Annotated in this window: 26 protein-coding genes; 17 read left to right on the top strand and 9 right to left on the bottom strand. The window is 73.1% G+C overall.

Translation table 11 applies throughout. The features are described 5' to 3' along the window. Nucleotides 1–160: 160 nt before the first annotated feature. The 8 genes from IEZ04_RS25415 to IEZ04_RS25380 all read left to right on the top strand — a co-directional run bounded on the left by IEZ04_RS25415 (nucleotide 161) and on the right by IEZ04_RS25380 (nucleotide 10,819). A complete protein-coding gene (locus IEZ04_RS25415; protein WP_189219273.1) occupies nucleotides 161–1,078 on the top strand; it encodes a 2-dehydropantoate 2-reductase N-terminal domain-containing protein in 918 nt (305 codons plus the stop codon). A gap of 13 nt (nucleotides 1,079–1,091) precedes the next feature. After that, nucleotides 1,092–2,333 carry a glycosyltransferase gene (locus IEZ04_RS25410; protein WP_189219272.1) on the top strand — a complete coding sequence of 414 codons (1,242 nt, stop codon included), beginning with the start codon at nucleotides 1,092–1,094 and terminating at the stop codon, nucleotides 2,331–2,333. Beyond that, the gene (locus IEZ04_RS25405) at nucleotides 2,330–4,123 is read left to right on the top strand and encodes a right-handed parallel beta-helix repeat-containing protein (protein WP_189219271.1); all 1,794 of its coding nucleotides are present in this window, start codon (nucleotides 2,330–2,332) and stop codon (nucleotides 4,121–4,123) included. Before IEZ04_RS25410 ends, IEZ04_RS25405 begins: the two co-directional genes overlap by 4 nt. A 76-nt stretch (nucleotides 4,124–4,199) precedes the next feature. Then, nucleotides 4,200–5,894 (top strand): right-handed parallel beta-helix repeat-containing protein, encoded by a 1,695-nt coding sequence (locus IEZ04_RS25400; protein ID WP_189219270.1) that lies wholly within the window; start codon nucleotides 4,200–4,202, stop codon nucleotides 5,892–5,894. Nucleotides 5,895–5,969: 75 nt separating this feature from the next. Then, on the top strand, nucleotides 5,970–6,851 hold the full coding sequence (locus IEZ04_RS25395) for a polysaccharide lyase (protein WP_189219269.1): 882 nt from the start codon (nucleotides 5,970–5,972) through the stop codon (nucleotides 6,849–6,851). Between the two features lie 285 nt (nucleotides 6,852–7,136). Continuing rightward, on the top strand, nucleotides 7,137–8,663 hold the full coding sequence (locus IEZ04_RS25390; protein WP_189219268.1) for an FAD-binding protein: 1,527 nt from the start codon (nucleotides 7,137–7,139) through the stop codon (nucleotides 8,661–8,663). A gap of 740 nt (nucleotides 8,664–9,403) precedes the next feature. After that, on the top strand, nucleotides 9,404–10,279 hold the full coding sequence (locus IEZ04_RS25385) for an esterase/lipase family protein (RefSeq protein ID WP_189219267.1): 876 nt from the start codon (nucleotides 9,404–9,406) through the stop codon (nucleotides 10,277–10,279). A 135-nt stretch (nucleotides 10,280–10,414) separates the two neighbouring features. After that, nucleotides 10,415–10,819: a DUF4190 domain-containing protein gene (locus tag IEZ04_RS25380; RefSeq protein WP_189219266.1), complete on the top strand. Its 405-nt coding sequence runs from the start codon at nucleotides 10,415–10,417 to the stop codon at nucleotides 10,817–10,819. A gap of 88 nt (nucleotides 10,820–10,907) precedes the next feature. Here the strand turns inward: IEZ04_RS25380 and IEZ04_RS25375 are convergent, their stop codons facing one another. Genes IEZ04_RS25375 through IEZ04_RS25365 form a run of 3 tightly spaced genes read right to left on the bottom strand, consistent with a single transcriptional unit; the run spans nucleotide 10,908 to nucleotide 13,193 of the window. After that, nucleotides 10,908–11,837 (bottom strand): alpha/beta fold hydrolase, encoded by a 930-nt coding sequence (locus IEZ04_RS25375; protein WP_189219265.1) that lies wholly within the window; start codon nucleotides 11,835–11,837, stop codon nucleotides 10,908–10,910. A 52-nt stretch (nucleotides 11,838–11,889) separates the two neighbouring features. Beyond that, nucleotides 11,890–12,177 carry an acyl carrier protein gene (locus tag IEZ04_RS25370; protein WP_189219264.1) on the bottom strand — a complete coding sequence of 96 codons (288 nt, stop codon included), beginning with the start codon at nucleotides 12,175–12,177 and terminating at the stop codon, nucleotides 11,890–11,892. Continuing rightward, nucleotides 12,174–13,193, bottom strand: a complete 1,020-nt coding sequence (locus tag IEZ04_RS25365) for a beta-ketoacyl-ACP synthase 3 (RefSeq protein WP_229821266.1) — start codon at nucleotides 13,191–13,193, stop codon at nucleotides 12,174–12,176. Before IEZ04_RS25365 ends, IEZ04_RS25370 begins: the two co-directional genes overlap by 4 nt. Nucleotides 13,194–13,598: 405 nt before the next feature. Between IEZ04_RS25365 and IEZ04_RS25360 the strand changes: the two genes are divergently transcribed. Then, entirely contained in the window at nucleotides 13,599–13,799 is a 201-nt protein-coding gene (locus IEZ04_RS25360; RefSeq protein ID WP_189219263.1) for a hypothetical protein, read from the top strand. A 43-nt stretch (nucleotides 13,800–13,842) separates the two neighbouring features. On the opposite strand, the gene IEZ04_RS25355 is transcribed toward IEZ04_RS25360, so the two are convergent. Continuing rightward, nucleotides 13,843–14,505: a DUF3152 domain-containing protein gene (locus tag IEZ04_RS25355; protein WP_308429833.1), complete on the bottom strand. Its 663-nt coding sequence runs from the start codon at nucleotides 14,503–14,505 to the stop codon at nucleotides 13,843–13,845. A 496-nt stretch (nucleotides 14,506–15,001) separates the two neighbouring features. On the opposite strand from IEZ04_RS25355, the gene IEZ04_RS25350 reads away from it, so the two are divergent. Next, nucleotides 15,002–15,457: a tellurite resistance TerB family protein gene (locus tag IEZ04_RS25350; RefSeq protein WP_189219261.1), complete on the top strand. Its 456-nt coding sequence runs from the start codon at nucleotides 15,002–15,004 to the stop codon at nucleotides 15,455–15,457. A 204-nt stretch (nucleotides 15,458–15,661) separates the two neighbouring features. On the opposite strand, the gene IEZ04_RS25345 is transcribed toward IEZ04_RS25350, so the two are convergent. The 3 genes from IEZ04_RS25345 to IEZ04_RS25335 all read right to left on the bottom strand — a co-directional run bounded on the left by IEZ04_RS25345 (nucleotide 15,662) and on the right by IEZ04_RS25335 (nucleotide 18,675). Beyond that, nucleotides 15,662–16,972 (bottom strand): LCP family protein, encoded by a 1,311-nt coding sequence (locus tag IEZ04_RS25345; RefSeq protein WP_229821265.1) that lies wholly within the window; start codon nucleotides 16,970–16,972, stop codon nucleotides 15,662–15,664. A gap of 374 nt (nucleotides 16,973–17,346) precedes the next feature. Next, entirely contained in the window at nucleotides 17,347–18,279 is a 933-nt protein-coding gene (locus tag IEZ04_RS25340; protein ID WP_189219260.1) for a M56 family metallopeptidase, read from the bottom strand. A 6-nt stretch (nucleotides 18,280–18,285) separates the two neighbouring features. After that, nucleotides 18,286–18,675 carry a BlaI/MecI/CopY family transcriptional regulator gene (locus IEZ04_RS25335; RefSeq protein WP_189219259.1) on the bottom strand — a complete coding sequence of 130 codons (390 nt, stop codon included), beginning with the start codon at nucleotides 18,673–18,675 and terminating at the stop codon, nucleotides 18,286–18,288. A gap of 190 nt (nucleotides 18,676–18,865) precedes the next feature. Here IEZ04_RS25335 and IEZ04_RS25330 point away from each other — a divergent pair, with 190 nt between their 5' ends. From IEZ04_RS25330 to IEZ04_RS25310, 5 genes are all read left to right on the top strand, one after another. Further along, nucleotides 18,866–19,132 (top strand): GlsB/YeaQ/YmgE family stress response membrane protein, encoded by a 267-nt coding sequence (locus tag IEZ04_RS25330; protein ID WP_189219258.1) that lies wholly within the window; start codon nucleotides 18,866–18,868, stop codon nucleotides 19,130–19,132. A gap of 478 nt (nucleotides 19,133–19,610) precedes the next feature. Further along, nucleotides 19,611–20,186, top strand: coding sequence for a TerD family protein (locus IEZ04_RS25325; RefSeq protein WP_189219257.1), 576 nt, complete (start codon nucleotides 19,611–19,613; stop codon nucleotides 20,184–20,186). Nucleotides 20,187–20,307: 121 nt separating this feature from the next. Beyond that, nucleotides 20,308–20,919: a hypothetical protein gene (locus IEZ04_RS25320; RefSeq protein WP_189219256.1), complete on the top strand. Its 612-nt coding sequence runs from the start codon at nucleotides 20,308–20,310 to the stop codon at nucleotides 20,917–20,919. A 144-nt stretch (nucleotides 20,920–21,063) separates the two neighbouring features. Next, nucleotides 21,064–21,651, top strand: a complete 588-nt coding sequence (locus IEZ04_RS25315; RefSeq protein WP_189219255.1) for a TerD family protein — start codon at nucleotides 21,064–21,066, stop codon at nucleotides 21,649–21,651. Nucleotides 21,652–21,725: 74 nt separating this feature from the next. After that, the gene (locus IEZ04_RS25310) at nucleotides 21,726–21,953 is read left to right on the top strand and encodes a twin-arginine translocase TatA/TatE family subunit (RefSeq protein ID WP_189219254.1); all 228 of its coding nucleotides are present in this window, start codon (nucleotides 21,726–21,728) and stop codon (nucleotides 21,951–21,953) included. Between the two features lie 2 nt (nucleotides 21,954–21,955). Here the strand turns inward: IEZ04_RS25310 and IEZ04_RS25305 are convergent, their stop codons facing one another. Together IEZ04_RS25305 and IEZ04_RS25300 are read right to left on the bottom strand one after the other, a co-directional pair. After that, on the bottom strand, nucleotides 21,956–22,741 hold the full coding sequence (locus IEZ04_RS25305) for an ABC transporter permease (protein ID WP_189219253.1): 786 nt from the start codon (nucleotides 22,739–22,741) through the stop codon (nucleotides 21,956–21,958). Further along, the gene (locus tag IEZ04_RS25300) at nucleotides 22,738–23,427 is read right to left on the bottom strand and encodes an ABC transporter ATP-binding protein (protein WP_189219252.1); all 690 of its coding nucleotides are present in this window, start codon (nucleotides 23,425–23,427) and stop codon (nucleotides 22,738–22,740) included. Before IEZ04_RS25300 ends, IEZ04_RS25305 begins: the two co-directional genes overlap by 4 nt. Before the next feature lie 383 nt (nucleotides 23,428–23,810). On the opposite strand from IEZ04_RS25300, the gene IEZ04_RS25295 reads away from it, so the two are divergent. Continuing rightward, nucleotides 23,811–24,479, top strand: a complete 669-nt coding sequence (locus tag IEZ04_RS25295) for a response regulator (protein ID WP_189219251.1) — start codon at nucleotides 23,811–23,813, stop codon at nucleotides 24,477–24,479. Further along, nucleotides 24,476–25,588, top strand: coding sequence for a sensor histidine kinase (locus tag IEZ04_RS25290; protein ID WP_189219250.1), 1,113 nt, complete (start codon nucleotides 24,476–24,478; stop codon nucleotides 25,586–25,588). Before IEZ04_RS25295 ends, IEZ04_RS25290 begins: the two co-directional genes overlap by 4 nt. Nucleotides 25,589–25,645 lie beyond the last annotated feature (57 nt).

Raw genomic sequence — 25,645 nt, 5'->3', positions numbered from 1 at the left:
CGGCCGTGGTGCCGTCCGCCATGCCTTCGGGCAGGCGGCTCATTCTTTCCGTATTGCCGTCCGGATTCGCTCGGCGCGGACCAGGTCAATACGCCTCCATCTTTTTCCTCTACCGCGTGAGGGTCGCGGTAGCGCGCACTTTCAACGAAAGGCCTGCCATATGGCTCGCATTTTCATCGTGGGTTCCGGCGTCGTCGGGACGGCCACCGGGAAGGGATTTCTGCACGCCGGGCACGAGGTGACCTTCATCGACATCGCGCACCGACGGCTGGAGTACCTGCGTTCCCAGGGGCTGGACGCGCGGGACACTCTCGACCTGGACAACGAACCGGACTCGTTCGTCTTCCTCACTCTTCCCACGCCGAATGTGGGGCACCGTTACGACCTCTCGGCGTTCGAGGACGGCACGACCACTGTCGGCAAGGCCCTGGGGACGGCCTCCGGCACCCATGTGGTCGTCGTGCGGAGCACCGTTCCGCCGGGCACCACCGAGGGGCTGGTCCAGCCGCTGCTGGAGAAGCACTCGGGCCGGACGCTGGGTGAGGACTTCCACCTCGCGAGCAATCCGGAGTTCCTGCGGGCCGCCTCCGCGGTCGAGGACTTCAAACACCCCTGGATGACCGTGATCGCCTCCCGCAGCACACGCACGGTGGAGCGGCTCTCGGAGCTGCTCGCGCCGTTCGGCGGGGAGCTGCGCACCTTCGACGACCCGGCCGCCGCCGAGATGGTCAAGTGCGCGCACAACATCTTCAACGCCACGAAGATCAGCTTCTGGAACGAGATGTGGCTGGTCAGTCAGGCCCTCGGCCTCGATCTCGACCCGATCGCCCAGACCGTGGCCCGGTCCGCCGAGGGCTCCTACAACCCGTCCTACGGCATCCGGGGCGGCGCTCCGTACGGGGGCGTCTGCCTGCCCAAGGACACCCAGGGGTTCCTCGGGCTCGCCGACTCCATCAGCCTGGAGATGCCGCTGCTGCGCGCCGTGGTGCGGGTGAACGACGTACTGGCCGACCGCGCGGCGGGCGGGCGGAGCGAACGGGTGGCCGGCGAGAAGGCCGCCGTCAGCCCCGCCGCCTGAACGCGACGCGGCCATGAGTGAACTACTGGACACCGCTCTCTACGAGTTCCGGTACTACCTCGTCTATCTGCCCCTGGGCATCCTGGGGCTGGTGCGCTGGAGCTGCTGGCTGGTGAGGCGCGTTCCGGCGGCGCTCTACCGGCAGGTGAAGAACGACCACCGGCTGCCGCTGAGCATCGTCGTGCCCGTGTACCAGGAGGACCCCGAGATCTTCGCCCGTGCCGTCGAGTCCTGGCTGGCGAACGATGTCGAGGAGATCGTGCTGGTCATCGACGTGACCGACACGAAGTGCCAGGAGATCGCGGCACGTTATCCCGTCACGGTCGTCGTCACCGACGTACCCGGCAAACGCGACGCGCTGCGCCGCGGCTGGGAGGCGTGCTCGACCGAACTGGTGGCGCTCGTCGACTCCGACACGATCTGGGCGGACGACGTGGCCGCCGAGGTGTCCAAGCCCTTCGCCGACCCCCGGGTCGGCGGAGTGGGCACCCGGCAGAACGTCTACAACCCCAAGGGGTTCCTCCAGCGCGTCAACGACATGTTCCTGGACTACCGGTACTTCGACGAGAACGCCGCGCAGACCGTCATGGGGAGGGCGGTGTCCTGTCTCTCGGGCCGCACCGCCGTCTACCGGCGCGAGCTGCTGCTGGAGATCTCGGACGACTTCATGCAGGAGACGTTCATGGGCGTCCCCTGCATGTCCGGCGACGACAAGCGGCTGACCACGCTGATCCTCGAGCGCGGTCACCGCACCTACATGCAGCGCTCCGCGCGGGTCTGGTCGACCTTCCCGGGCACCCTGCGGGTCTTCCTCAAGCAGAGACTGCGGTGGGCCCGCAACACCTGGAGATCGGACCTGCGGGCGCTGTCCCGACCGTGGATCCGGCGCCACCCGTTCCTGGCGTTCACCATGGCCGACAAGGGCGTCAGCAGCTTCACCCTGCTGCTGTCGCCGGCGTTCATGACGTACGCGATCCTGCGCGGCGACTGGTTCTTCGTGAGCTGTCTGGCCGCGTGGTGGTGGGTGAGCCGGTCGATGAAGATGCTGCCGCACCTGGTCCGGCGCCCGTCGTCGTTCTTCCTGGTGCCCGGCTTCGTGCTGATGTCGTTCGTGATGGCCGTGGTGAAGATCTGCGCGCTGCTGACCATTCGCCGGCAGCGCTGGCTGACCCGCGAGGTGGGGGTGGTGGACGGCGTCGCCGTCCGCACCTCCGCCCCGTCGGCGGGGCCCACCACGACCGAGGTGGGGGCATGACACACATCCGGTACATGGCCAGGGCCGTGGTCGCCCTCACCGCGGCCCTGGTGTTCGCCTCGTCGGCCGCGCCCGGGGCGGGCGCGGCCGGCGATCCCGACGTCGCCGCCTGGCAGCGCAACGACCGTCCCGACCGGCTGGTGGTGATCAGGCCGCGCTCGGTGAGCCTGGTCGAGAGGGGCACGGTGGTCCGCCGGCTGGTCCCGCCCGCCGGCGTGGTGCCGCTGAGCTGGCTGGCCACGAGCACGGGCGGGCGGTGGGTCGCGTACGACGCGCGGGACCGTTCCACCGTGCGCGTCGGCGCGGCCCTCCTGCTCACCCCGAACACGATCCTGCGCGTCGACGAGCGCACGAGGAACGTGCTGATGGCCGCGGGCACGACCGCCGCCTCGGGCACCTGGATCAGGGGCAGCAGGGCCGCGCTCGACATCGAGGGCGTCACCCTGACCTCGGTCGGCGCGGACGGTTCCCGTCCCGCGCCCGCCGACGCTCCGGGCCGCCCCTACGTGGCGATGGGGGCGGAGGGCCGGCTGGACATCCGCGGCAGCACGATCACGGGGTTCGGGCGGGAGGGCCGCGCCGTCCAGTCCGGGGTCACCTGGGGCCGGATGAGCACCGGGTCCGTGACCTTCTCGACGTTCGACGGCAACCGCACGGGGCTGCGGCTGTCCGGCGCCTCCGGGGTCACGCTGCGGGAGGTCACCGTCCAGCGGTCCGCCGGGGACGGCATCGTCCTGGGGGAGGACCGCGCCACCACCGCCGACGGGCTGACCGCGCAGGGCAACGGCGGCGGGGGCGTCGTCCTCGACGGCGGCCCCGACCCGCGCGTCCTGACCGGCGTCGTCACCCGGAACAACGGCAAGGCCGGGGTCCGCGCCGTCGACCAGGCCGGGCTGCGCCTGGAGTCGCCCGTCTCGCACGGCGACGACAGCGGCATCGAGCTCGTCGCGTGCACCGACTGCACCGTCAGCTGGCCGACGGTGCACGGCACCTCGCGGGACGCGCTGCGCGTCCGGGGCGACGGCGGCCGGGTCACCGTGGAACGGCCGCGGCTCAACGGCAACGGGCACGGCACCGGCATCCGGCTGGAGCCCGGCACCACCGTGGCCCGGGTGACCGGCGGCAAGGTGGTCGGGTTCGCCCGCGGCATCGACGTCGGCGGCTCGCACGCCGAGGTGGCCGACATCTCCCTCGCGGACAACCGCGTCGGGATCGGCGTCGGCGGGCGGGCCGACCGGGTGTCCCTCCAGGGGCTGCTGATCCGGGGCGGGCACACCGGCGTGACCGTCGGCCGCGGCACCCGGCACGTCACGCTCAGCGGCTTCGGCATCAAGGGCGCGGCCAGCAAGGGGCTGGTCTCCGCCTCCCCGGGGCTGCGCGCCTCCGCGGGCCGGATCTCCGGCTCGACCAGTTCCGTCGTCCTCCAGGCCCGCGCCGACCTCAGCGGGCTCACGATCGACGAGACGCACCGCGCGGTGCACCTGTCGAGCGGTGTCCGGGCCACCGGACACGACCTCGACATCCTCGCCCAGCGGCGCGGCATCCAGACCGACCACGAGGCCCGTATGGACCTCACCGACTCCCGGGTCAGGGCGCCCATGGCGCTCACCGGGGACGGCAGGACCGAACGGCACGGCCGGACGACGGTCAGCCTGCCGCCGTTCCCCTGGCTCGGCGTGGCCGCCCTGAGCGCCCTGCTCCTGGCGGCCGTCCTGCAAACCGTCCACCAGGTCCGGCACCGCCGGACACCACGGCCGAAGGTGGCCACCCATGTACGGAACACCGTCTGACCCCGGGACGCCCACGCGTCCCGGGCGTCCCTCACCGTGCGCATCCCACCTCAGACGAGACAGGAGCCGCACCGCCATGAACCATCTCTCACGCCTGTTGCACGGCCGCGCGGGCCGCGGGGCGACGACCACGCTGTGCGCGGGGGCACTCCTCGCCGGCACGGCGGTCGCCCTCTCCCCGGCGGCCCAGGCGGCGGCCTGCACCGGGCAGGTCCGCTACGCCTCGAGCACGAACACCCTGTACCTGACGTCGGGCACGAACACCCTGTCCGGCATCCTCCAGCTGTGTCCGTCCGCACCGCTCGTCAAGGGCACCGGTTCGGGTGTCTGGCAGCTGAACGCCACCCTGGTCGTCCAGAACGGCGCGACGCTCCGCCTGCACGGCACCGCCGCGGGCGGCGACGTGGACACGCTGCGGCTGCGCAGCGCGGCCGGCGGCGACCCGCTGCGCGTCAGCAGCATCACCGCGCAGTACGGGACGATCGACATCGACCAGGTGAAGATCACGTCCTGGGACGACGAGAAGAACGGCCCCGACACCGACCCCGGCGTCCCCTCCGGCGGCGGCCGCGGACGCGCCTTCATCCGCGCCCTGTCCTACCTCGACGCGAACGGTGTGGCGCGCGAGTCGCGCATGGACATCAAGGACAGCGACCTCGGCTACCTCGGCTACTACGCCGCCGAGAGCTACGGCGTCTCCTACAAGGCGCGCGGCTGCGGCATCGAGACCCAGGACGTCTGCGCCCGGCTGAAGGTGCGCGGCTCCCAGACGGGCAGCCGCTTCCACCACGGCTACATGGGCACGTACACCTTCGGCGCGTACGGGATGACGTTCGAAGGGAACGAGTACGACAACAACGTGACGTACGGGCTCGACCCGCACGACGACTCGGACCACCTGAAGATCATCGGCAACCACGCCCACCACAACGGCACCCACGGCATCATCTGCTCGCAGCGGTGCAACGACCTGGAGATCGTCGGCAACACGGTCCACCACAACGGCGTCCCGCCGCACGTGCCGCCGGGTGACGACGACCCGACCGACAACCAGGTGCACGGCATCATGCTGCACCGCGGCGTCACCGACACCGTCGTACGGAACAACCACGTGTACGACCACCCCAACGGCGCCGGCATCGCGGTCTTCGACAGCAGCGGGAACACCGTCACCGGCAACCGGATCGAGCGGGCCAGGTACGGGCTGCGCTACAGCGTCGGCAGCACCGACATCGTCTCCACGGACAACACCGTCAGCGACAGCGGGCAGTACGGCGTCTTCACCTACAAGGGCTCCGACGTGCCCGCGTACACCGGCACCACGGGCCGTCCCGGCAGGCTGACGTTCACCGGCAACACCTTCAACGGCTCGAAGAGCGACGCCTTCCGGCTCAACGACGCCGACGACGTCACCTTCCGGGACAACACCTTCACCGGTACGTTCGCGGCCGGGCCGCTCACCCAGCGGACGACGGGCACGGTGATCGACGCGGGTACCGCGCCGTCCTCGCTGACGTACCGGGTCAGGGGCGACGCCGACACGGCGGGCAGCATCGCGTTCCGCAACCTGTCGGGCACCGTCTCGGTCCAGCTCGACCCGTACAGTTCGGCGACCTTCAGCGCCGGGGGCCTCACGCCCGGCGCGACGTACAAGCTCACCGCGGGCAGCCGTACCGTCACCACCGGCAAGGCGAACGCCTCCGGTGTCGTCACCCTGCGCGCCCAGGGCGACGGGGGCCCGGCGGCCGGCTACCGCATCTCCCCCGCGTGACCACCGGCCGTCCCGCGCGGCCGCGCGGGACGGCCGGTCTGGAACTGCACAGGACCGAGGACAGGAGTGGAGCTCATGCGCAGGAGGGACTTCATCGCGGTGGGCACGGCGGCGATGGCGGCCGCCTTCCTCGCCTCGTGCTCCGACGGCGACGACTCCCCCGCGCCGGCCCCCGACAGCCCGTCACCGTCCCCGTCCGCCCCGCCGGAGCTGCACTGGGACTCCCCCGAGCTGGCCCGGTTCTTCGGTCCGGGCCTCAGCCCGCGCGAGGAGGGCTCCTTCGGCCTGGACCGGATGGAACTGCGCGGCGCCGAGGACCCGTTGCCGGGCCCCGTGCTGCGCGTGCGCTACCCCGCCCGCTCGGCCAGCCCCACCGTCGCACGGCGCTGGAAACGCCCCCAGGGCGGCGCCCAGCTGTACCTGCCCCTGCGCTCCGGCCCCGCGGAATCCCTGCACCTGCGCTACTACCTGCGCTTCCCGGAGGACTTCGACTTCGTCAAGGGCGGCAAGCTGCCCGGCCTGTACGGCGGCGACGTCACCAGCGGACGGCACATCCCCGACGGGGAGAACGGCCTGTCCACCCGCTACATGTGGCGCACCGGCGGCGAGGCCGAGGTGTACGCCTACCTGCCCACCTCGCAGGAGCACGGCACGTCCCTCGGCCGTGGCGACTGGAGCTGGCCCACCGGCCGCTGGACGTGCGTGGAACAGGCGGTGACCCTCAACCGCCCCGGCTCGTCCGACGGTTCGGTGAAGGTGCTGCTCGACGGGGAGCAGGTCCTGCACAGCGAGAACCTGGAGTTCCGCACCGCCGACAGCCTGAAGATCGACGGTGTCTTCTTCTCCACCTTCTTCGGCGGCAGCGACCCGACGTGGGCGACACCGCGGACGGGCCACGCGGACTTCGCGGCCTTCGCCGTCTCGGGCGAGCCGATCGGGCCCGTGCCCGGCCGCTGACCCGGCGGTGCCGGCCGCCGCGCGGTCGTACGGTCGTACGCTGTCCGGTCAGCGCGTGTCCTCGGTCCCGCATCACCCGTGCGGGGCACAGGACACCGGGGCGGGGCAGGGCACGGGCCCGGTACGGAGCCGGTGGGCGCCCCGGCCGCCGGCCGTCCGCGATGTCCGGTTGTGTCAGGATCGGCACCCGCTCAGCACCGAACGGCCGCCGCGCCCGCCCGCCCCGCGGGCGGACGTCGCCAGGACCGGCCGCACACGATCCGCGATCCGCAAGAGGAAACGTCCGTGAAAACGCCCGTGACCGACACGCCCGACCGCTCCGTCGCCCATGACGGAGCGGCCGCGCTCCCCCCGGCCCCGCCCTCCCCCGCCGCTCTCCCCGCTCCGTACGCTCCGCCCGCTCCGCCCGCTCCGTCAGCCGGCACCCGGCCGTCCGGCGCGCCGCGGAGCCGCCACCGGACCCTCACGGTCCCGCTGTTCCTGGCCGTGACCGGCCTGTTGTCGCTCGTGTGCGCCTCGTACGCCGCCTGCCGCCGGGCGCTGCGCCGGCTCACCCCGCACGAGAAGCGGGTCGCGAGGCTGGGGGCCACCGTGCGGCGGCGGGCCGGTGAGCGCGCGGGGCTGCTGTGCACGGGCTCCGGCGCGGGCGTCCGGGCCGCGCTGCGGACGTCCTCGCCCACGTGCGCCGCCCGCCCCGTGCGGCTCGGCCTGGACGCCGTCCTGCGGCTGGACACCGAGCGCCGGGTGGTCCGGGTGGAGCCCGGTGTCACCATGGGCCGGCTCGTCCGTCATCTCGCCCGCCGGGGCTGGACCCTCCCCGTGGCGCCGGGGCCCGATTCCGCCACGGTCGGCGGTCTGACCATGGGGTGCGGTGTCGACGCCGCGTCGCACCGGTACGGCCTCTTCGCCGACACCGTGGAGAGCTACGACGTGCTGCTGGGCACGGGCGAGGTGGTCCGGGTCTCCGCCACGGAGCACCCTGACCTCTTCCACGCGCTGCCGTGGAGCCGGGGCTCCCTCGGGTTCGTGGTCGCGGTCGAGCTCCGCGTCGTGCCGGCCCGCCCATGGGTCGAGGTGCGGTACCACCCGGTGGCCGGCCCCGAGGAGATGTGCCGGGACCTCACCCGTCTGGCCGAGGCGGCGGACGGGCCCGCGTTCGTCGAGGGGTTCGTGCACGGGCCCGGCGAAGGCGTCGTCGTGACCGCGGAGTTCGCCGACCGCCCCCGGGGCAGGCGGAACCACGTCCGCCGGTGGTACAAGCCGTCCTTTCGCGCGCACGCGCGGGCCCGTGCGCGGACCGGCGCCGTCGAGTACGTGCCGCTGGGTCACTACCACCGCCGTCACGGCCGCGGCCTGCTCGGCCACCCGCGGCACGCCGTCGCGCAGGAGGCGCTCGTACCGGCGCACCACCTGGAGGACCTGGTGCGCCACTGCCGGCAGGTCTTCGAGGAGGCGGACGGGCTGTGGGTCCGTCCGGCCCGGCTGACCCGCGGGGCGACACCGGGCCTGGTCGGTCCGGGTCCCGAAGTCGGTGCCGGGCAACGGCAGTTGTTCATGGACGTCGCCGTCCTCGCCGGGGCGCCCGGCCGGGCGCGGCGGGGGGCGCTGCGGGACGCGGAGGACGCCGCCCGCCGGTTCGCGGCGTGGGTGAACGCGCGGCAGGGCTTCCAGGCCGTCCCGCACGCGCCGTCCGGGCCGGCGCGTGACGAGCACCGGTCGATGTTCGACTGCTGGCTGTACGACCGGGTCCGGCACGCGTACGGCGCCGAGGGCGTCTTCGTGGACGCGTACGACAGGGCCGCCTCCCGCTGAGCCGCGGCCGCTCGGTGACGCACCGGGCCGACACGTGAGAACCCCGCTCCCGGGATGCCGGGGGCGGGGTTCTCGTCGAGCGCCGGGCAGGCCTTGCACCTGCATCTCCCCGCAGGAAGCGGGACGTCTTTCCTTGGACCACCAACGCGCGGGCCACCGCCCCGAGTTCGTGGCGGCGTGCTCTGGTATCACTCTAGCCCATGCGCCCGGCCCGGTCGAACGCCCGTCGGAGGCAGGCGGCACCACCACGGACGGTCCGGGCACGCCGCCCGCGCCACGGTGGTCACCGCGGCAGGTACGGACGGACCGCCGGCCGGCGGAACGGGCCGGACACCCGGCGTCGTGCCGAGCGGTGCCGCTGCGGCGTCCGCACCGAGGGACGGCGACTCCCCGTACGGACGGATGGATACCGGTCAGGCGTGCGGTGGAAGACGGCGTCGCGGGGCGGCCGCCTGCCGGGCGACGATGTGCACGGGCCCTCCCCCGACCTGCGCGCGGCGGCGGAGGCGGTGGCCAACCGGGGGCGCTCGCCGAGGAGTTGCCCTCCGGGCGCACCCTCCGACGCCCGGTTTCCGCCGCACCGCCTCCCCTCCCCCCGGGGGGGCAGCACTCGTATGGCCCAGTGACCGACGGTCCCGCGCGCCGTTGTGCGTACCGCGACCGCCGCGGCACCTCCCGCCCATGGACGGCAGGCGTCTCGTGCGTAGCACGCCCGCTTGTCCGCTCCGTGGAGGAATCCCATGGTCCGCCGCCGGAAACCGCCCGCTCGCCTGCGTGCTCTGCGCACGCTCCTCGCCGCCGCCATGCTGACCAGCGCTTCCCTCACCGGCACGGCCGGCGCCGCCCCGCCGGTGGCCCCCAGCCGCGGGTTCAACGACTTCACCTGCCGGCCCTCCGCCGCCCATCCTCGGCCGGTCGTCCTGGTCCACGGCACCGGCGCGAACTCGATCTCGAACTGGGCCCTGCTGGCTCCCTACCTGGTGGCGCGCGGCTACTGCGTCTTCGCCCTCGACTACGGCCAGGTGGGCGTGCCGATGGTGCACGGCCTGGGCCCGATCGAGGAGGGCGCCGCGCAGCTCGCCGACCACGTCGACCGGGTGCGGGTCGCGACCGGCGCCCGGGAGGTGGACATGGTCGGCCAGTCGCAGGGCGGCCTGATGCCCCGCTACTACCTCAAGTACCTCGGCGGTGCGGAGGAGGTCCGCGAGTTCGTCGGCATCGTCCCGCCCAACCACGGCACCACCCTGAACGGGCTGTCCAACATCCTGCGCGCGACCGGCCTGGAGGGCGTCACTCTCAACACCTTCCCCGCCGTCGCCCAGCAGCTCGCCGGATCGGACTTCCTGACCGACCTCAACCGCGGCGGCGACACCGTGCCCGGCGTCCACTACACCGTCATCGCCAGCCGCTACGACGAGAACGTCACACCGGTCTGGTCCGCGTTCCTCGACGGCCCGAACGTACGCAACCTCTTCGTCCAGGACCTGTGTCCGCTCGACATCTCGTCGCACGTGGCCACCGGCATCACCGACCGCGTCACCCACCACGAGATCGCCAACATCCTCGACCCCGCCCACGCCACCCCCACCACCTGCGCCTCCGTCTCCCTCCTCTGAGCGCCGTGGCGGGCATGGCGCCGCACATCCGGGGCAACCGCTCGCCAAGACGACCGACCGGCGCCCGGCGCGCGGCAGAGCACGGGCCGGCGACCGGGCGACCTGCACGGCAACGACGCAGTGGAGGTAGTGACGATGGCTTGGGCCCACGACCAGCACGGGGGCGGGCAGACCGGCCCCGGTACGGCTACCGGGCACCGCAACGGGTTCGGTGTCGCGGCCCTGGTGCTCGGCCTGCTCGGTGCGGTGCTGTTCTGGACCGTGCTCGGCGGGATCATCCTGGGACTGCTCGCCGTGATCTTCGGCATCCTCGGGTACCGCCGCAAGAAGCGCGGCGTCGCCACCAACGGCGCCATGGCGATCATCGGCGCGGTGGTGGGCGCACTGGCGCTCGTCGTCTCGGCGATCCTGCTCGCGGCGGGGGTGTCGCTGCTCAACAGCGAGGAGTTCAAGAGTTACTCCGACTGCATCCGGCACGCCGACACCCAGGCCGAACAGGAGCAGTGCGCCAAGGACTTCGAGAGGGACGCGAACAACTGACGGCGGGCGCCGCCCGCGTCCGGCGCGGCACGGAGGGCTTTCCGCCCTCCGTGCCGCGCTGCCGTGCGGGCCCGGCCCGTGCCCGCGTTCAGGTGCGCACCGGCGCCGCGGAGGACGGGGTGTGCGGCCGCTCGGGCGGTGTGCAGTAGTCGAGGCCGTCCAGGGAACGGTCGTGGATGAAGCGGATCACCAGGTCGGCGTACTCGGCCTCGCGTTCCAGGTGGGCCATGTGGTCCGCGTTCTTGATCAGCAGGAACGTGGAGCCGGAGATGGTGGCCGCGACGGCGCGGGCCTCCTCGGGGGTGCTGGTCTGGTCGTGCTCGCCGGTGAAGACGAGGGCGGGGACGCCGTCGAGTCCGCCGGGCGGGTACAGCTCCTGGTCCAGCAGGAGGCGGTGGCTGGCGATGTAACGGCGGGCCGTCGCGGCGTGGTGCATGAAGTAGCGGTGGAGCATCCGGTTGACCGTCGAGGCCTTGTCGATGTCGTCCGCCTCGGCGGAGTTCAGCAGGATGCTCACGATGCGCTTGGCGAAGACCTCGTCGGTCGTCCTCTCCAGGTCCTCGTCGTCGCTGCGCCGCGGCCGTTCGACCAGGTCGCGGGTGAGCACGGCCATGGCCGGGTTCAGGCTGGGGGTGGCGCCGGCGAGGAGGAGGCGGGCCACGCGTCCGGGGTGCGCGCGGGCCATGCGGAAGGCGAGGGGCGCGCCGTAGGAGACGCCCAGGAAGTTGACCCGCTCGATGCCCAGTTCGTCCAGCGCGTGGCAGAGGGCGTCGATGAAGGTGTCGAAGTCGTGCTCGGTGGGGTCGGGCGCGTCGTCGAGGTCGGGGAGCTTGGGGACGATCACGGCGGTGTGGGCGGTCAGCCGGCGTTCCAGCCGGGGCCAGGCGTGCACGTCCTGCACGCCGCCGCCCACGATGAGGAGCGGTTCCGTCGTCTGTGGACGGTCGGCGGTCACGATGCGGCATTCGTAGGGTATGCCGCGCCATGACAGGCTCACTGTTCTCTCGTTCTCGGCCATGGGGATACCTCCGGGCTGCGACGGGGACGGGTTCGCGACGGGGGGAGCGGATTCAGAGGGCGTGGTCTGCGGCGCGCCCGGCCACGAGACCGGCCAGGGCGGCGACCGTGGGCGCCTGGGCGAGGACGGCCTCGGTCACCAGCAGCCCCAGCCTGTCCTCCACGGTCATGGACAGCACGGTCAGCGCCATGGAGTCGACGCCGGCCTGCGCCAGGGTGGCGTCCGGGGTGATCGGTGCGGGATCCAGGGCGGCGTGGTCCACCAGGATGTCCCTGATGTACCCGAAGTCGATGACCTCGGGGGGGTCGTCGCCGTCCGTCGGGCGGGTGACCGCGGTCATACGAGCGCCTCCACATCGTCGGGCCACACCAGCGTGGTGGCCGCCCAGGTGAAACCGCCGCCGAAGGCGGCCAGCAGGACCCGGTGGCCGGCGATCAGGTCCCCCCCGGTCGCGGCGTGCGCGAGCAGCAACGGGATGGACGCCGCGGAGGTGTTGCCGACCCTGTCGATGTTGGACGGCACCCGCTCCGCCGGGATGCCCAGGGTGTCGGCCACCGTGGCGCTGATGCGCGCGTTGGCCTGGTGGACGACGAGCCGGTCGACGTCCCGCAGCACCCATCCGGCCGCCGTGGCCGCCTCCTGCGCCGCCTGGCACATGCGGCGCACCGCATGGCGGAACACCTCCTTGCCCTGCATGCGGATGCACCGGTCGGCACCGGCCTCCGCCGTCCCGTGCACCGGCCGGCGGGAGCCTCCGTCGGGGATCCAGAGGTCGGCGGCGTGGCTGCCGTCGCTGCCCCAGGCGATCGGCCCGAGGGCCCCGGGCTCGTCCGGCCGGCCCGCCGCCAGAACGGCCGCGCCCGCGCCGTCCCCGAAGATCGGCGCGGTGGCCCGGTCGTCGGGATCGACGGCGGAGGCCATCGCCTCCGCCCCCACCACGAGAACGGTCCGGCAGGTGCCCGCATGCAGGAGCCCCGCCGCCAGGGCGGTGCCGTAGAGGAAACCCGAGCAGCCGGCGGTCACGTCGAAGGCGGGCACCTCCGGCAGCCCCAGACCGTGGGCCACCGTCGGCGCCGTACCGGGGATGTGGTGGTCGGGTGTGGCGGTGGCCAGCACCACCGCGTCGACGTGTTCCACCCCTGCCGACTTCATCGCCAGCAGTCCCGCCTCGACGGCCAGGTCGCTGGTCGCCGTTCCCGGTTCGGCCGCGTGCCGTCCGGCGATGCCTATCCGTGTCCTGATCCATTCGTCCGACGTGTCCAGCCGTGAACAGATCTCGGCGTTGGTCACATGACGCGGTGGCAGCCAGGCTCCCAGCCCGATCAACCGGGCCGCGGCACCTGGCGAATCTGCCACATGTGTCGAAATCATCATGAAGCAGACAGTACGCCGACCGCCCCGGGCCTTCCTGTCGAGCGACCGGAGCCCACCGGCCGCGGAGGCCGTTGCCGCGCCGCCCCTCTCATCTGCCCGACGGGGAACTGTCGGCGGACGCGGCGCCGCAGTCCGGCGGAGCACCGGTACGGCTCCTCCACGGCGTCTCGCGCGGCAGCCGGAAACCCCCCGAGGGGCCTGTGCTCCGTTCGGGTGCACCGGTGACCCGGGCGCATCACGGGCCGAGCTCGGCGCCACGTGCAGCAGTCACACCGCCGCGGGAAAGCCCGTGACGGGAAAGGCCGTGGCGGGAAAGTCCGTACCACACGCCTCGAACCGGTCGGCCGGCTCCTCCGTGCGGAGAGGTGCGGAGAGAGGAAGTGGTCCATGGACTGCGAGCAGGTACGGTTCGACCTCGCGGCCGAGGCGCTGACCGGCCGGAGCGAGCCGGAGGAGGAGGCACGGGCCGCTCATCTCGCGCGGTGCCCGCCCTGCCGGCTGGAGCACCGGGAACTACGTGCCGCCGTACGACTGCTGGCCGACACGGTCCGGTACGAGCCGGGGCCGCCGGAGCGGCCGGAGCAGTAGGGAACGGCGGTGGCGGCCGGGGACGGTCCGCGCGAGGTGCCGGTCAGGGCACCGGCGGGCCGCCCATGTACCTGCCGTCGGCGTCGTAGGGCCAGGCGTTGGCCACGCATCCTTCGAGGCCCTTGATCTGCTGCATCATCACCGGCGCGGGCGCCCCCGCGCGCGGGCAGGTCTCGTGTCCGCGGCCGAGGCGGTGGCCCACCTCGTGGTTGACGATGAGCGCCCGGTACTCCTCTATGGGCCCCGGGAACTGGGGTGAGCCGGACGTCCAGCGCTTGAGGTTGACGACGACATCGTTGTCCACACGGCAGTTGACCTCGCCGCCGGTGTCCAGCCCGGCCCTTCCGCACAGCAGGTCCACGGTCGCCGGGGTGGCTATCTTCACGCTCAGGTCCGCGGCCGCCGAGTCGCTCGGCACGAAGGCCACCTCGCCGTCGGCCGTCCAGCCGCGGGGGTCGGTCAGCACCTCGTGCACCGTGCGCGCCTCGTGCTCGGCGTCCAGGCCGGTGCCCTCCTCCACCTGCACGCGGTACGTCAGCACGTCCCGGCCACGGGTGTCCGCGCCCGCGGCGGCCGCCCCGGCCGCGGTGTCGGCGCGCGCGGTCGTGAAGCGGGCGGACACGCCGCCGGAGGCGGCTTTGATGCGGTCGGCGAGCAGGGGCACCGCGGCGAGCACGACGACCAGCCCCAGACCGAGCGCGATCACCGCCCCGCACCTGCGACGCGAGGCACTCCGGCCCTGTTCACGCGCTGCGTCCATGTTCCCGTCCGCCCCCGTCCGCACCCCCGGGCGCCGTCCCGCCCGGATGGATCCCCTTCGAGCTCCCGATCTCCTGGTCAGACGTGATCGCACAAGCGGTGGTTGCTCGCGGCAACTGTCGAATGCGGGACGAGGACGAAGAGAACGGCCCCGCCGCTGCCGTGGCAGAAGCGGGGCCGTTCTCGAGTGGAGCGCCGGGCAGGCCTTGCACCTGCATCTCCCCGCAGGAAGCGGGACGTCTTTCCTTGGACCACCAACGCATCGCTCACCACCGGCGGTTCGGCGGCTCGCTCAAGATCGATCCTAGCCCATGAACCGCGGACGCACGAAATGCCGCAGCGGGAGGTGCAGGTTTCTACATTGCTGTAGAAATAAGCTGGACGCCGGACCGCCACCAGGGCGGGCCCGGCCGCCTGACCGATACCGACCGTACGGAGTTGCCATGGCCCTGTGGGACCGCATCAAGGAGTCCGCGTCGACGATGCAGACCCAGTTGGCGGCGAAGAAGAACGATCTGAAGAGCGGCGCCTTCCGCGACGCCAGCATGGCGATGTGCGCGCTGGTCGCCGCCGCCGACGGGTCCGTCGACCCGTCCGAGCGACAGCGCGTGGCCCAGCTCATCGCCACCAACGAGGTGCTGCAGAACTTCTCCGCCGACGATCTGCGCCGCCGTTTCGAGAGCAACCTGGACAAGCTCACCACCGACTTCGCGTTCGGCAAGGTCAGCGTGCTCCAGGAGATCGCCAAGGCGAAGAAGAAGCCCGCCGAGGCGCGTGCCGTCATCCAGATCGGCATCGTCATCGGCGGCGCCGACGGCGACTTCGACAAGGACGAGCAGGCCGTCGTCCGTGAGGCGTGCTTCGCCATCGACCTGCCGCCGCACGAGTTCGACCTCTGACGGAGCCGTACGGCGCACACGCCGGGCCGACGCCCCGGGAGCCTTCCGGACCGGGGCGTCGGCCCGGCGCGTCGCCCCGGTGCCCCGGGGCGGGCAGGCCACCGTGGCGCGGCCGGTGGCGCGGCGGCGCGGACCGGTGGACGACGGCGCGGACCGGTGGCGCGGCGTCTCACGTCCTCCTGTGACGTACTGTGACGCGCGGGGTCACCGGACGGCGTCGAGGTCGAAGTCGCTCCCGACGACGAGGGTCACCACACCGGCGGCGGCCCCCTCGTCCTGCTCGGCCCCGGTGTCGGGCAGCCGGGAGGCGAGCACCTCGGCCTGGGCCCGCAGCGTCTGCGGCGAGGTCACGGTGGTGGTGTCCGTGCTCTCCGGGGCGTTCCCGGTGCCGACGACGGTGAAGCCGGCCTCGCCCAGCTTCTCCGCGACGGCGGCCGCGCGCCCCGGGACACCCGTGCCGTTCAGGACCTGGACGCGCACGGAGGACGCGTACACCACGTTCTTGCCGTCGGCCTCCAGCCGCTCCTTGTCGACCTCCTTGTCCTCGGCCAGGGACGAGAACAGTTCCGCGGCCTGCGGGTACTGCCACACGACGTTGGCCTTGTCGCTGGCGACGTCGGCCTCGCGCGGGTAGTTGGGAACGGTCAGGAAGGTCAGCCGGTCCTGGGGGATGCCCTGGATCTCGGAGGCGAGGCCGTACAGCGGCTTGATGCCGGCCAGGTCCTCGTCCGTGGTCAGCGACTTGGTGGCGGACTGCAGGAAGCCGTGGAGCGCGGTCGGGTCGGCCAGCTTGGACTGCGCCTTCGCGGCGAGGGCTTCCATGAACTCCTGCTGGCGGCCTATGCGCCCGATGTCGGAGCTGTCGCCGATGCTGTAGCGCGTGCGGACGTAGCCGAGCGCCTGCTCGTCCCTGACGGTCTGGCAGCCGGCCTCCATGTCCAGGTGGGCCTTCTCGTCGTGGATGGCCTCCTCGGGGCAGACCTCGATGCCGTCCAGGGCGTTGACCATGCCCTTGAAGCCCTGGAAGTCGACGGACATGAAGTGGTCGATGCGCATGCCGGTGTTGGCCTCGACCGTTCTGATGGTGCAGGCGGCGGCGTCGCCGACCTCGCCGCTGAGACCGCCGATCGCGAACGCCTCGTTGATCTTGAAGTGGTGGGGCGCGGACGTGGTGCCGTCGCCCTTGTCGCACGCGGGTATCCGCACCCAGGAGTCCCGGGGAAGGGACACCACCGTGGCCCACTCCCGGTTCGCCGGGATGTGCAGCACCATCAGCGTGTCCGACTGCATGGTGGTCAGGCCCTTGCCGTACGCGCCGTTGTCCCCGTCACGGCTGTCGGAGCCGACGACCAGGATGTTCTTGGAACCGGGGCTGAGGTTGTCGGGGCGGTCCCCGCCCAGTCTGTCCTCGATGTCGGCCCCGTGGATGTTGCCGTTCAGGTCCTGGTACATCCAGGCTCCCGCCCCCGCGACGCCGAGGACCAGCACCCCGCACACCCCCGCGGTCCAGGCCACGGTCCGGCCCCGCTTCGTCAGTCGCGTCCTCGGCCTGTCCGGGGACGGAATACGCCCCCGCCTTCTGGTACCGCCCACTGGCGCTCCCCTTCGTCGCCCATCCGGCCGGCCGCTGCCCGCGGCTGTTCACGGCCGTGTCCGGCCCCCGTGCGTCTGTGCAGCGGGCTGCTGAACCTCGGTTGCCTTCGTCGGTTGCCTTCAGAGATACGAGCGACCTGTCCCTCGCATCTCACCTGTCTCGTCCGTTCTCACCCGTCTCATGCCCGCGACACCTGCGCAGGCGGCGCGGCACGGGGTCACGGGGTCACCCTCCTGCCCGTCCTCGTAATCGTGCCGCCCGGCGTCCCCGCCCGCCGGCCGGCCCCGTGCCGCCTTCAGAAGGGCGTCGCCGCATGGAGGATGAAGTACATGGTCACGGCGGAGTTCGCGGACGACATCGCCGAGACCGCCGTACCCGCCGCGGCGCCCCACGCGGCCAGTCCCGCCGTGGTGAACACCGACGGCCAGCTGCGCCCGGCGGGCGCCGGGCCGAGCAGCGCGGCCACCCGGCGCGGTACCGGGCCGGGCGCGGCGAACCCGGCGAGGGTGGCCACCGGGGTGCCCCGCGACACGAGCGCGGCCTTGCCGATCGCGCGCGCCACGATGCGGCGGCTGCCGACGGTCCGGGCCGCGTCCTCGTCGGCCCACCGCTCGGCGGTGTACGCCACGGCCGTGCTCAGCGGACGCAGGAACGGGTTGGCGCGGGCCGCCAGCCGGACGGCGAGGAGGAAACGGTGGTGGCGGGCGGCGAGGTGGGCCCGTTCGTGGGCGAACAGCGCCCGCCGTTCGGCCGGTTCCAGGCAGTCCAGCAGCGCCGTGGTCACCACCACGCGGTCCCGCCGGCCCCCGGGCAGCGCGTACGCGTACGGCGCCTCGTCCGGGAGCACCGCGACCTCCGTGCCCGGCATCCCGGTCAGCGCGCGGTGGGCGCGCCGGCGCACCGTCACGTGCCGCCACAGGGTCCGGCCGCAGGCCACGAGCACCACGCACAGCGCGGGGATCGCCGCCTTGCCGGCGACCTCGTCGTACGGGACGGCCGCGCGCACCTCGGGGTCCGACCAGCCGTCGGGCAGCGGGTTGCCGGGCAGCTGGGCGGTGCCGACCACCATGACCAGCGCCAGGCACACCGTGCTGCAGATCGCCATGACGGCCGCCACACCGGTCAGCAGTCTCGTGGCGGCCCGAGGGTGCAGATGCTGCTCGGCCAGACGTGCGATCGGCCAGGCCGTCAGCGGCAGGACCAGCGGCAGGAAGACGAACCACCCCATGAGGTCTCAGTCTGCCCTCTCGGCGCGGGACTGACCCAGCAGTTCACGCAGCAGCCGCTCGTCGTCCGGGCCGAGGCCCGTGACGAAGCTGGCGAGAACCGCTCCCCGGTCGCTCTCGGCGTCCAGCACCTTGCGCATCTTGTGCGCGGCCAGGCCCGCCTGGTCCGACGCGGGGGTCCACGCGAACGACCGGCCCGCCCGCTCACGGGTGACCGCGCCCTTGGCCAGCAGCCGGGTGAGGATCGTGATCACCGTCGTGTAGGCGAGCTCGCCGCCGAGGCGCTCCTGCACCCAGCCGGCCGTCGCCGGGCCCTCCGCGCCGTGCAGCGCGGACAGGACCAGCGCCTCCAGCTCGCCGTGTCCCCGCCGCCGGGGACCCTGCCGGTGATCCGTCATGCCCTGTCTCCCTTCCGCCGCTGCTCGTTTCCCGAGCGGACATCGTATAGACGCCCGCCGCGGCGCCGCGTCACCCGGACGACCGGGGAGCAGGCTCACCGCCATGACCTCTACATAATTGTAGAAGATACGCTGGCCCGAGAGCGCCCCCGGCACAGGGGGCGGGCGCACGAGAGGAGAACAGGAACAGATGGGTGTCATCGCATGGCTGGTGCTCGGACTTCTCGCCGGGGCGATCGCCAAGGCCATCCTGCCGGGGCGTGATCCGGGCGGCTGTATCGGTACGACGGTCATCGGCATCGCGGGGGCGTTCCTGGGCGGCTGGCTGTCGTCCACGTTCCTCGACCGTCCGGTGCGGCAGGAGTTCTTCGACGCCGCGACCTGGGGCTCGGCCGTCGTGGGAGCACTCGTACTGCTGATCGGCTACCGCCTGCTGTTCGGCAACTCCCGCGACTGACCTCCGGCGGTGACGCGGCCCTCTCCCGCGGCGGGCCCTCGCCGCCGCGGGCGCGACGGCACGCCGCGCACGGCCGTCGCGCGCGGCGGCGAACGCACGCGAGCGGCCGGGGCGGCTCCGCCGGCCACCCGCGGGCCCCAGCCACCCCACCCGCGCGGGCGCACGCGAGGATCCCGGACGGTACGGCGAGGTGACGAAACGGCGCCGCCCCGCTCCGGGCGGGCTGGAATCGGTCCGGCTCCGCCGGGCGGCCGCGGGGGCGGGCGCCGTGCGGCCGGGGCGGCTCCGTCGGCCACCGGCGGCGGGCCGGCGCGCGGACGCCCCGGGGGTGTGCGTTCGGGAGGAGCGCCGCCCGGAGACCCTCGCGCGGGCGCGCCACGCCGGTACGACCTTCTACATTGTTGTAGATTCTCAGTGAGTCCCTCCGCGGGCCCGTTGTCCCGGGCCCCGGCCGCACACACGAAGCAAGGAGTACGCAGTGGGTGTTTCCCTGTCCAAGGGCGGCAACGTCTCGCTCAGCAAGGAGGCCCCGGGCCTCACCGCGGTGATCGTCGGACTGGGCTGGGACGTCCGCTCCACGACGGGCGCCGACTTCGACCTGGACGCCTCCGCGCTGCTGCTCGACGCCTCCGGCAAGGTGCCCTCCGACCAGCACTTCGTCTTCTACAACAACCTCACCAGCCCGGACGGCTCCGTCGAGCACACCGGCGACAACCTCACGGGTGAGGGCGAGGGCGACGACGAGACGGTCAAGGTGAACCTCGCCGGCGTCCCCGCGGACGTCGAGCGCATCGTCTTCCCGGTCTCCATCCACGACGCCGACAACCGCGGCCAGTCCTTCGGCCAGGTCCGCAACGCGTTCATCCGTATCGTCAACCAGGCGGGCGGCGCCGAGATCGCCCGCTACGACCTGACGGAGGACGCCTCCACCGAGACCGCCATGGTCTTCGGCGAGCTGTACCGCCACGGCGCCGAGTGGAAGTTCCGCGCCGTCGGCCAGGGCTACGCCTCCGGACTCGCCGGCATCGCCGCCGACTTCGGCGTCAACGTCTGACGCAGGCCGACCGGACCGCCGGACCCACCGCCCGTACGGCGGTCCCGGCGGTCACCCACCGGCAGGCGGACCCGTACCGGACCACCCGGCGACCGCCTCAGCAACCACCCTGGGAGACCCTGTGGCCGGCCCGTCGCGTCTTCACCCGGAGGACCGAGCCGATTTCGAGGCCGTACTGGAACTGGCACTGAGCACCGCGGACATCAGGAAGGCCCTGCTCACCGATCCCACCGGCCGGGCGGCCGGGCGCCTCCGCGCCCGGGCCCTGGCGGGCACCGACGAGATCACGGCGGCGTCCGGCGACGCGTACGGCACCTACCTCGCCCTCCGCTCGGCGTCGTCCCACGACACCGAGCGGACCGGCACCCCCGACAGCGGGAACCTGCTGCCCGCGCTCCTGGTGCTCACACCGCTCGTGGCCGCGGTGTCCGCCGCGATCCTGCTGCTGCTCGGCTACCTCCTGCAGCTCGCCGACACCCCCGCCACCCTGCCCGGGTCCCTGGTCACCGCGGGCTGGGTACTCGCGTTCGTGGCGGCCGTGAGCACCCTCGTCGCGCTGGCCGCGCTGGTCGGCACGGCCGTACGCCGGCGCGGCGGCCCACCGTCCGCCGAGCGCCTGGAGCAGGCCCGGCTGTCGTGGCACCAGGCCCTGCTGGACCAGGGGTTGCTGCCCCACCTGCGCCGGTGTATCGAGGAGGACCCGTCCCTCTCCTCGTCGCCCCCGCAGCGGTAGCCGTACGACAGACGTCAGCCCCTCCCAGCCCCCGGCCACCAACCCCCGGCCACCGGCACTCGCGACCGGCCGCACCCGGCCCCGGCCCCGGCCCCCGACACCAGACCGACCGACAGCACCCACCGCACCGAAGGGATCTCCCTCATGACGATCAACCTGAACAAGGGCCAGCAGATCAGCCTCAGCAAGTCCGACGGCAGTGCGCTGACCTCCGTCCGGATGGGACTGGGCTGGCAGGCGGCGGCCAAGAAGGGCTTCCTCGCCAAGCTCACCGGCGGTGGCGGAGCCATCGACCTGGACGCCTCGGCCGTGCTCTTCGCGGCGGGACAGCCGACGGACGTCGTCTTCTTCCAGCACCTGGTCAGCGACGACGGTTCGGTCCGGCACACCGGCGACAACCTCACCGGCGGAGCGGGCGCCGGGGACGACGACGAGACCATCATGGTGGACCTGGCCCGCGTCCCCGCCCGCATCGACCAGATCGTGTTCACCGTGAACTCCTTCACCGGCCAGACCTTCACCGAGGTGCAGAACGCCTTCTGCCGTCTGGTCGACGAGACCACGGGGACGGAACTCGCCCGCTACACGCTCACCGGCGGTGGCGGCCACACCGCGCAGATCATGGCCAAGGTGTACCGCCAGGGCGGCGCCTGGCAGATGAAGGCCATCGGCGAACCGGCCACCGGCCGCACCTTCCAGGACCTGCTTCCGGCCATCGCCCCGCACCTGTAGGAACGGACCGGGAACGGACACCGGATACGCTCGTCCCGTGCCCGGCCCGGGCCAACGAACAGAACGGGACCCTCATGTTCGGACTGAGCGAACTCGCCGTCATCCTCGTCGTCGTCATACTCGTCCTCGCCGCCAAGCGCCTGCCCGACCTGACCCGTTCGGCGGGCAAGTCGGCCCGCATCCTGAAGGCCGAGGCGAGGGCCGTGAAGGACGACGGGGCGGAGCGGGCCGCGCCCGTCGTCGTCCAGGGCGAGGTCGTCCGGCACACGCCCGGGCCGGACCGGCCGGACACGCACGGCTGAGCTCAGGAGGAGGGCCGGCGGCCGGGCAGGGGGCGCAGCCGGTGGGCGTCGTCGAAGAGGGCGCGCTCGCTCAGACGTACCGCGACGACGGCGGCGAGACAGGCCGCCGCGAGGAGCATGTACGTCACGACGATCTGGTAGCGGATCGCGGTGAGGGGGTCGACGCCCGCGAGGATGAGCCCGGTCATGGCGCCGGGCAGGGCGATGACGCCGAGGGTCCTCGCCGAGTCGAGCACGGGGAGCAGCGCGGTCCGCACGATGACGCACCGGTGCGGGGCGAAGGCATCGCCGGCCGCGAGGCCCAGGCTCAGCCGCGCCTCGATGGCGGGCCGGGCCGTGCGGACCTCGTCGTACAGCCTGATCAGGGCCAGGTCCGTGGCCCCCATGGCACCGGCCACGACCATGCCGCCGACGGGGATGACGACGCGCGGCTGGGTCGCGATGATCCCGAGGACGAGCAGGACGCCCATGGACGCGGTGGTGCCCACGGCGATCGCCGCGGTCGCCGTGCGGAACGTCCCGGGCAGGGCGCCGGTGCGGCGGGCGGCCATCCGGCCGGCGACGAGGACCATCAGGGCGAGCCAGCCGAGGGCGCCGGCGAGCCCCGTGTGACGGAAGACCAGCAGCAGGACGGCGCCCACGGCGGTCAGCTGGAGCGCCGCCCGCAGGGCCGCGACGGTGATGTCACGCGTCAGACCGAGCCGTCCCCGCCGGGCCACGACGACGGTGAGCACGACCAGCGCGGCCGAGGCCGCCACGCCCGGCCAGCTGGGGACGGCGGGGCTCACGCGCCCTCCCGGAGCCGGCCGATCCGCCCGGCCGGGCCCTGCTCGACGAGCCGCCCGTCCTCCAGGACCAGGACCAGGTCGGACAGGCGGCGGGCCTGCCCGGTGTCGTGGCTGACCAGGACCAGGGTCACGCCGTCGTCGGCCAGTTCGCGCACGAGGCGTTCGACGGCCGCGGTGACCGTGGCGTCGAGGGCGGCGGTGGGCTCGTCCAGCAGCAGGACCCGCGGCTCGACGGCCAGGGCGCGGGCGAGGCAGACCCGCTGTGCCTCGCCGCCGGACAGGTCCGCCGTGGCGTGGCCGAGGTAGCCGGCGGGCAGCCGGACCCGCTCCAGCAGTTCCGCGAGCCGGGCTCCGGACAGGTGCCGCCGGCCGGCCCGCAGCTCGTCCCGGACGGTGCCGGTGAGCAGGACGGGCTGCTGGGCGACGAGCGTGACCTGGCGGCGCAGGGCGAGGACGTCCCAGCCGGGCAGCGGTCCGCCCCGGTACGACACGGTCCCGCGGGTGGGCTCCTCCAGCCGGTTCAGCAGGCGCAGCAGCGTGGACTTGCCCGCGCCGCTCGGTCCCAGCACCGTGGTGCACGCCGCGCCGGGGATCCGGCAGCTCACCCCGTCCAGCAGCACGCTCCCGCCCCGCCGTACCACGACCTGCTCCAAGGTGAACGCGGGCGTGCCGGTGGGGAAGGTCATCGGGTGGCCGACCTCCTGTCGCCGTCGCGTGCGACCACAGTGACACGGGAGCCGTGGTCGCGCGTGGCGGGCGCGGGGCGGCCGGGAAACCGGGCTCTCCTCCGGTCCGCCCGGACGAACGGCCGGGGCCGTCCCGGCCGAACGGCTGCGGCGCCCCGGCCGAACGGTCTGCTGTTCCACCCATCGACCAGCGGAAAACCGCTCCCGCCCTCCAGACACGGGCGCCATGACGTGGTACGCATCGAACGGCGAGCAGGAGACAAACGGTGAATACACGACGAACGCGGACGCGCGGCAGCCGCACACGGGCACCGTCGGACGAGGGCCGACGGGCAAGGAACGCGGACGGACGATGAACGGCGGACCGGCGACGGGGGGCGCAGGTGATCCGGGTACTGGTGGTCGACGACGAGGCCTTGATCCGAACGGGCTTCCAGCACATCCTCGGGGCCGCGCAGGACATCGAGGTGGTGGCGGCGGTGGTCGGCGGCGAGGCGGTGCGGGCGGTGCGCGAGGCCGCGCCGGACGTGGTGCTGCTGGACATCCGGATGCCGGACGTGGACGGACTGACGGTGCTGGCCGAGCTGCGCCGGATGCCCCGTCCGCCGGTGGTGGCCATGCTGACCACGTTCGACACCGACGAGTACGTGACGGCGGCGCTGCGCTCGGGCGCGGCCGGGTTCCTGCTCAAGGACACCGACCCGGAGCAGCTGCCGTATCTGGTGCGCACCCTGGCCGAGGGCGGCACCGTGCTGTCCTCCGAGGTCACCCGGAAGGTGGTGAACGGCTATCTGGACACCGGGGTGCGCGAGCCCTCCGCGCTGCGCCTCGTGGCCCGGCTGAGCGAGCGTGAGCAGTCCGTGCTGGTGCTGATGGCGGAGGGGCTGGCCAACACCGACATCGGCGACCGGCTGCACCTGAGCCTGGGCACCGTCAAGGGGCATGTCACCGCCATCTTCGGCAAGTTGCAGGTCGGCAGCCGGGTGCAGGCGGCCCTGATCGCGGAACGGGCCGGCCTGCTGAAACCGGCACGGGACGGGGACGGCGGATGACCGCCCGGAGCCTGCCCGCCCCGCTGATCGACGCGGCCTGTGTCATCGCCGCACTCGTGGACGTCCGGATCAACGTCCCGCCCAGCTACGAACCGGGTATGGCCTGCGCCCTGCTCGGCGCCTTCGTCCTTCCGCTCCGCCGCCACCTGCCGCTGACGACCTTCCTCCTCACCCTGGGGTCGGCCCTGTTCTCCGACGCGGTGTTCGCGCCGCTGGCCGCCCTGTACACGCTGTCCTCGCTCAACCACCACCGTGCCCTGCTGGCGCTGTGCGGGCTGCTGTACGCGGTCGCCGACTTCCTGCCGTTCCGCTGGTGGGTGCCGGAGGCCGTCGACTACTCCGATAGCCTCAACGCGAGGGACCTGACGCACACCCTGGCGTGGGCCACCGCGCCGGTCTTCCTCGGCCAGCTGGTGCAGGCCAGGCGGGAACTGTCGGTCCGGCTCGAGGAGATCTCCGAGGCCCGCGAGCACGAACGGCTGCTCACCGCCCAGGGCGTCCTGGCCAAGGAACGCGCCCAGCTCGCCCGGGAGATGCACGACATGGTCGCCCACCAGGTCAGCCTGATCGCCGTGCAGGCCGGTGCGCTGCAGGTGGGCGCCCGGGACTCCGTGACCCGGCAGGCGGCCGCCACCATCCGGCGCCTGAGCGTGCAGACCCTGGAGGAACTGCGGCACATGATCACGGTGCTACGCGCGTCCGGCAGCCGTCCCACCGAGCTCACCCCGCAGCCCTCGCTGGCCGACCTGGGGCATCTGGTCAGCGGCAGCGGCATCGAGGCGGAGCTCCACACCGACCTGCCCGGCACGCTGCCGCCGCCCGTGCAGCGCGCCGTCTACCGCACGGTCCAGGAGGCCCTGACCAACGTCCGCAAGCACGCGCCGGGGGCCGCGGCGACCGTCCGGATCCACCAGGCGAACGGCACGGTGCACGCCACCGTCACCAACACGCCCGCCACCCGCCCGGCGCTCACCCTGCCCGGCGCCCACCACGGCCTGGCGGGCCTGCGCCAGCGCGCCGAGCTCCTCGGCGGCACCGTCACCTCCGGGCCCACCGTCGGCGGCGGGTACGAGCTCCACCTGAGGCTGCCGGTCGACGCGGCACAGTGACGGCGGCGCGCGCGAGGCCCCCGGCGGAAAGGCTCCGCCGGGGACCTCGCGCTGTTG

The organism is Streptomyces ruber (genome assembly GCF_014648075.1).
Lineage (GTDB): Bacteria > Actinomycetota > Actinomycetes > Streptomycetales > Streptomycetaceae > Streptomyces > Streptomyces ruber.
The sequence above is the reverse complement of the archived record's forward strand: the minus strand, read 5'-3'. Positions and strand labels throughout refer to the sequence as shown.

What these genes read in the sequence shown, in the direction of transcription:
- IEZ04_RS25415 (WP_189219273.1), top strand. Translation starts at nt 161, where the DNA reads ATGGCTCGCATTTTCATCGTGGGTTCCGGCGTCGTCGGGACGGCCACC.
- IEZ04_RS25410 (WP_189219272.1), top strand. Translation starts at nt 1,092, where the DNA reads ATGAGTGAACTACTGGACACCGCTCTCTACGAGTTCCGGTACTACCTC.
- IEZ04_RS25405 (WP_189219271.1), top strand. Translation starts at nt 2,330, where the DNA reads ATGACACACATCCGGTACATGGCCAGGGCCGTGGTCGCCCTCACCGCG.
- IEZ04_RS25400 (WP_189219270.1), top strand. Translation starts at nt 4,200, where the DNA reads ATGAACCATCTCTCACGCCTGTTGCACGGCCGCGCGGGCCGCGGGGCG.
- IEZ04_RS25395 (WP_189219269.1), top strand. Translation starts at nt 5,970, where the DNA reads ATGCGCAGGAGGGACTTCATCGCGGTGGGCACGGCGGCGATGGCGGCC.
- IEZ04_RS25385 (WP_189219267.1), top strand. Translation starts at nt 9,404, where the DNA reads ATGGTCCGCCGCCGGAAACCGCCCGCTCGCCTGCGTGCTCTGCGCACG.
- IEZ04_RS25380 (WP_189219266.1), top strand. Translation starts at nt 10,415, where the DNA reads ATGGCTTGGGCCCACGACCAGCACGGGGGCGGGCAGACCGGCCCCGGT.
- IEZ04_RS25375 (WP_189219265.1), bottom strand. Translation starts at nt 11,837, where the DNA reads ATGGCCGAGAACGAGAGAACAGTGAGCCTGTCATGGCGCGGCATACCC.
- IEZ04_RS25370 (WP_189219264.1), bottom strand. Translation starts at nt 12,177, where the DNA reads ATGACCGCGGTCACCCGCCCGACGGACGGCGACGACCCCCCCGAGGTC.
- IEZ04_RS25360 (WP_189219263.1), top strand. Translation starts at nt 13,599, where the DNA reads ATGGACTGCGAGCAGGTACGGTTCGACCTCGCGGCCGAGGCGCTGACC.
- IEZ04_RS25350 (WP_189219261.1), top strand. Translation starts at nt 15,002, where the DNA reads ATGGCCCTGTGGGACCGCATCAAGGAGTCCGCGTCGACGATGCAGACC.
- IEZ04_RS25340 (WP_189219260.1), bottom strand. Translation starts at nt 18,279, where the DNA reads ATGGGGTGGTTCGTCTTCCTGCCGCTGGTCCTGCCGCTGACGGCCTGG.
- IEZ04_RS25335 (WP_189219259.1), bottom strand. Translation starts at nt 18,675, where the DNA reads ATGACGGATCACCGGCAGGGTCCCCGGCGGCGGGGACACGGCGAGCTG.
- IEZ04_RS25330 (WP_189219258.1), top strand. Translation starts at nt 18,866, where the DNA reads ATGGGTGTCATCGCATGGCTGGTGCTCGGACTTCTCGCCGGGGCGATC.
- IEZ04_RS25315 (WP_189219255.1), top strand. Translation starts at nt 21,064, where the DNA reads ATGACGATCAACCTGAACAAGGGCCAGCAGATCAGCCTCAGCAAGTCC.
- IEZ04_RS25310 (WP_189219254.1), top strand. Translation starts at nt 21,726, where the DNA reads ATGTTCGGACTGAGCGAACTCGCCGTCATCCTCGTCGTCGTCATACTC.
- IEZ04_RS25300 (WP_189219252.1), bottom strand. Translation starts at nt 23,427, where the DNA reads ATGACCTTCCCCACCGGCACGCCCGCGTTCACCTTGGAGCAGGTCGTG.
- IEZ04_RS25290 (WP_189219250.1), top strand. Translation starts at nt 24,476, where the DNA reads ATGACCGCCCGGAGCCTGCCCGCCCCGCTGATCGACGCGGCCTGTGTC.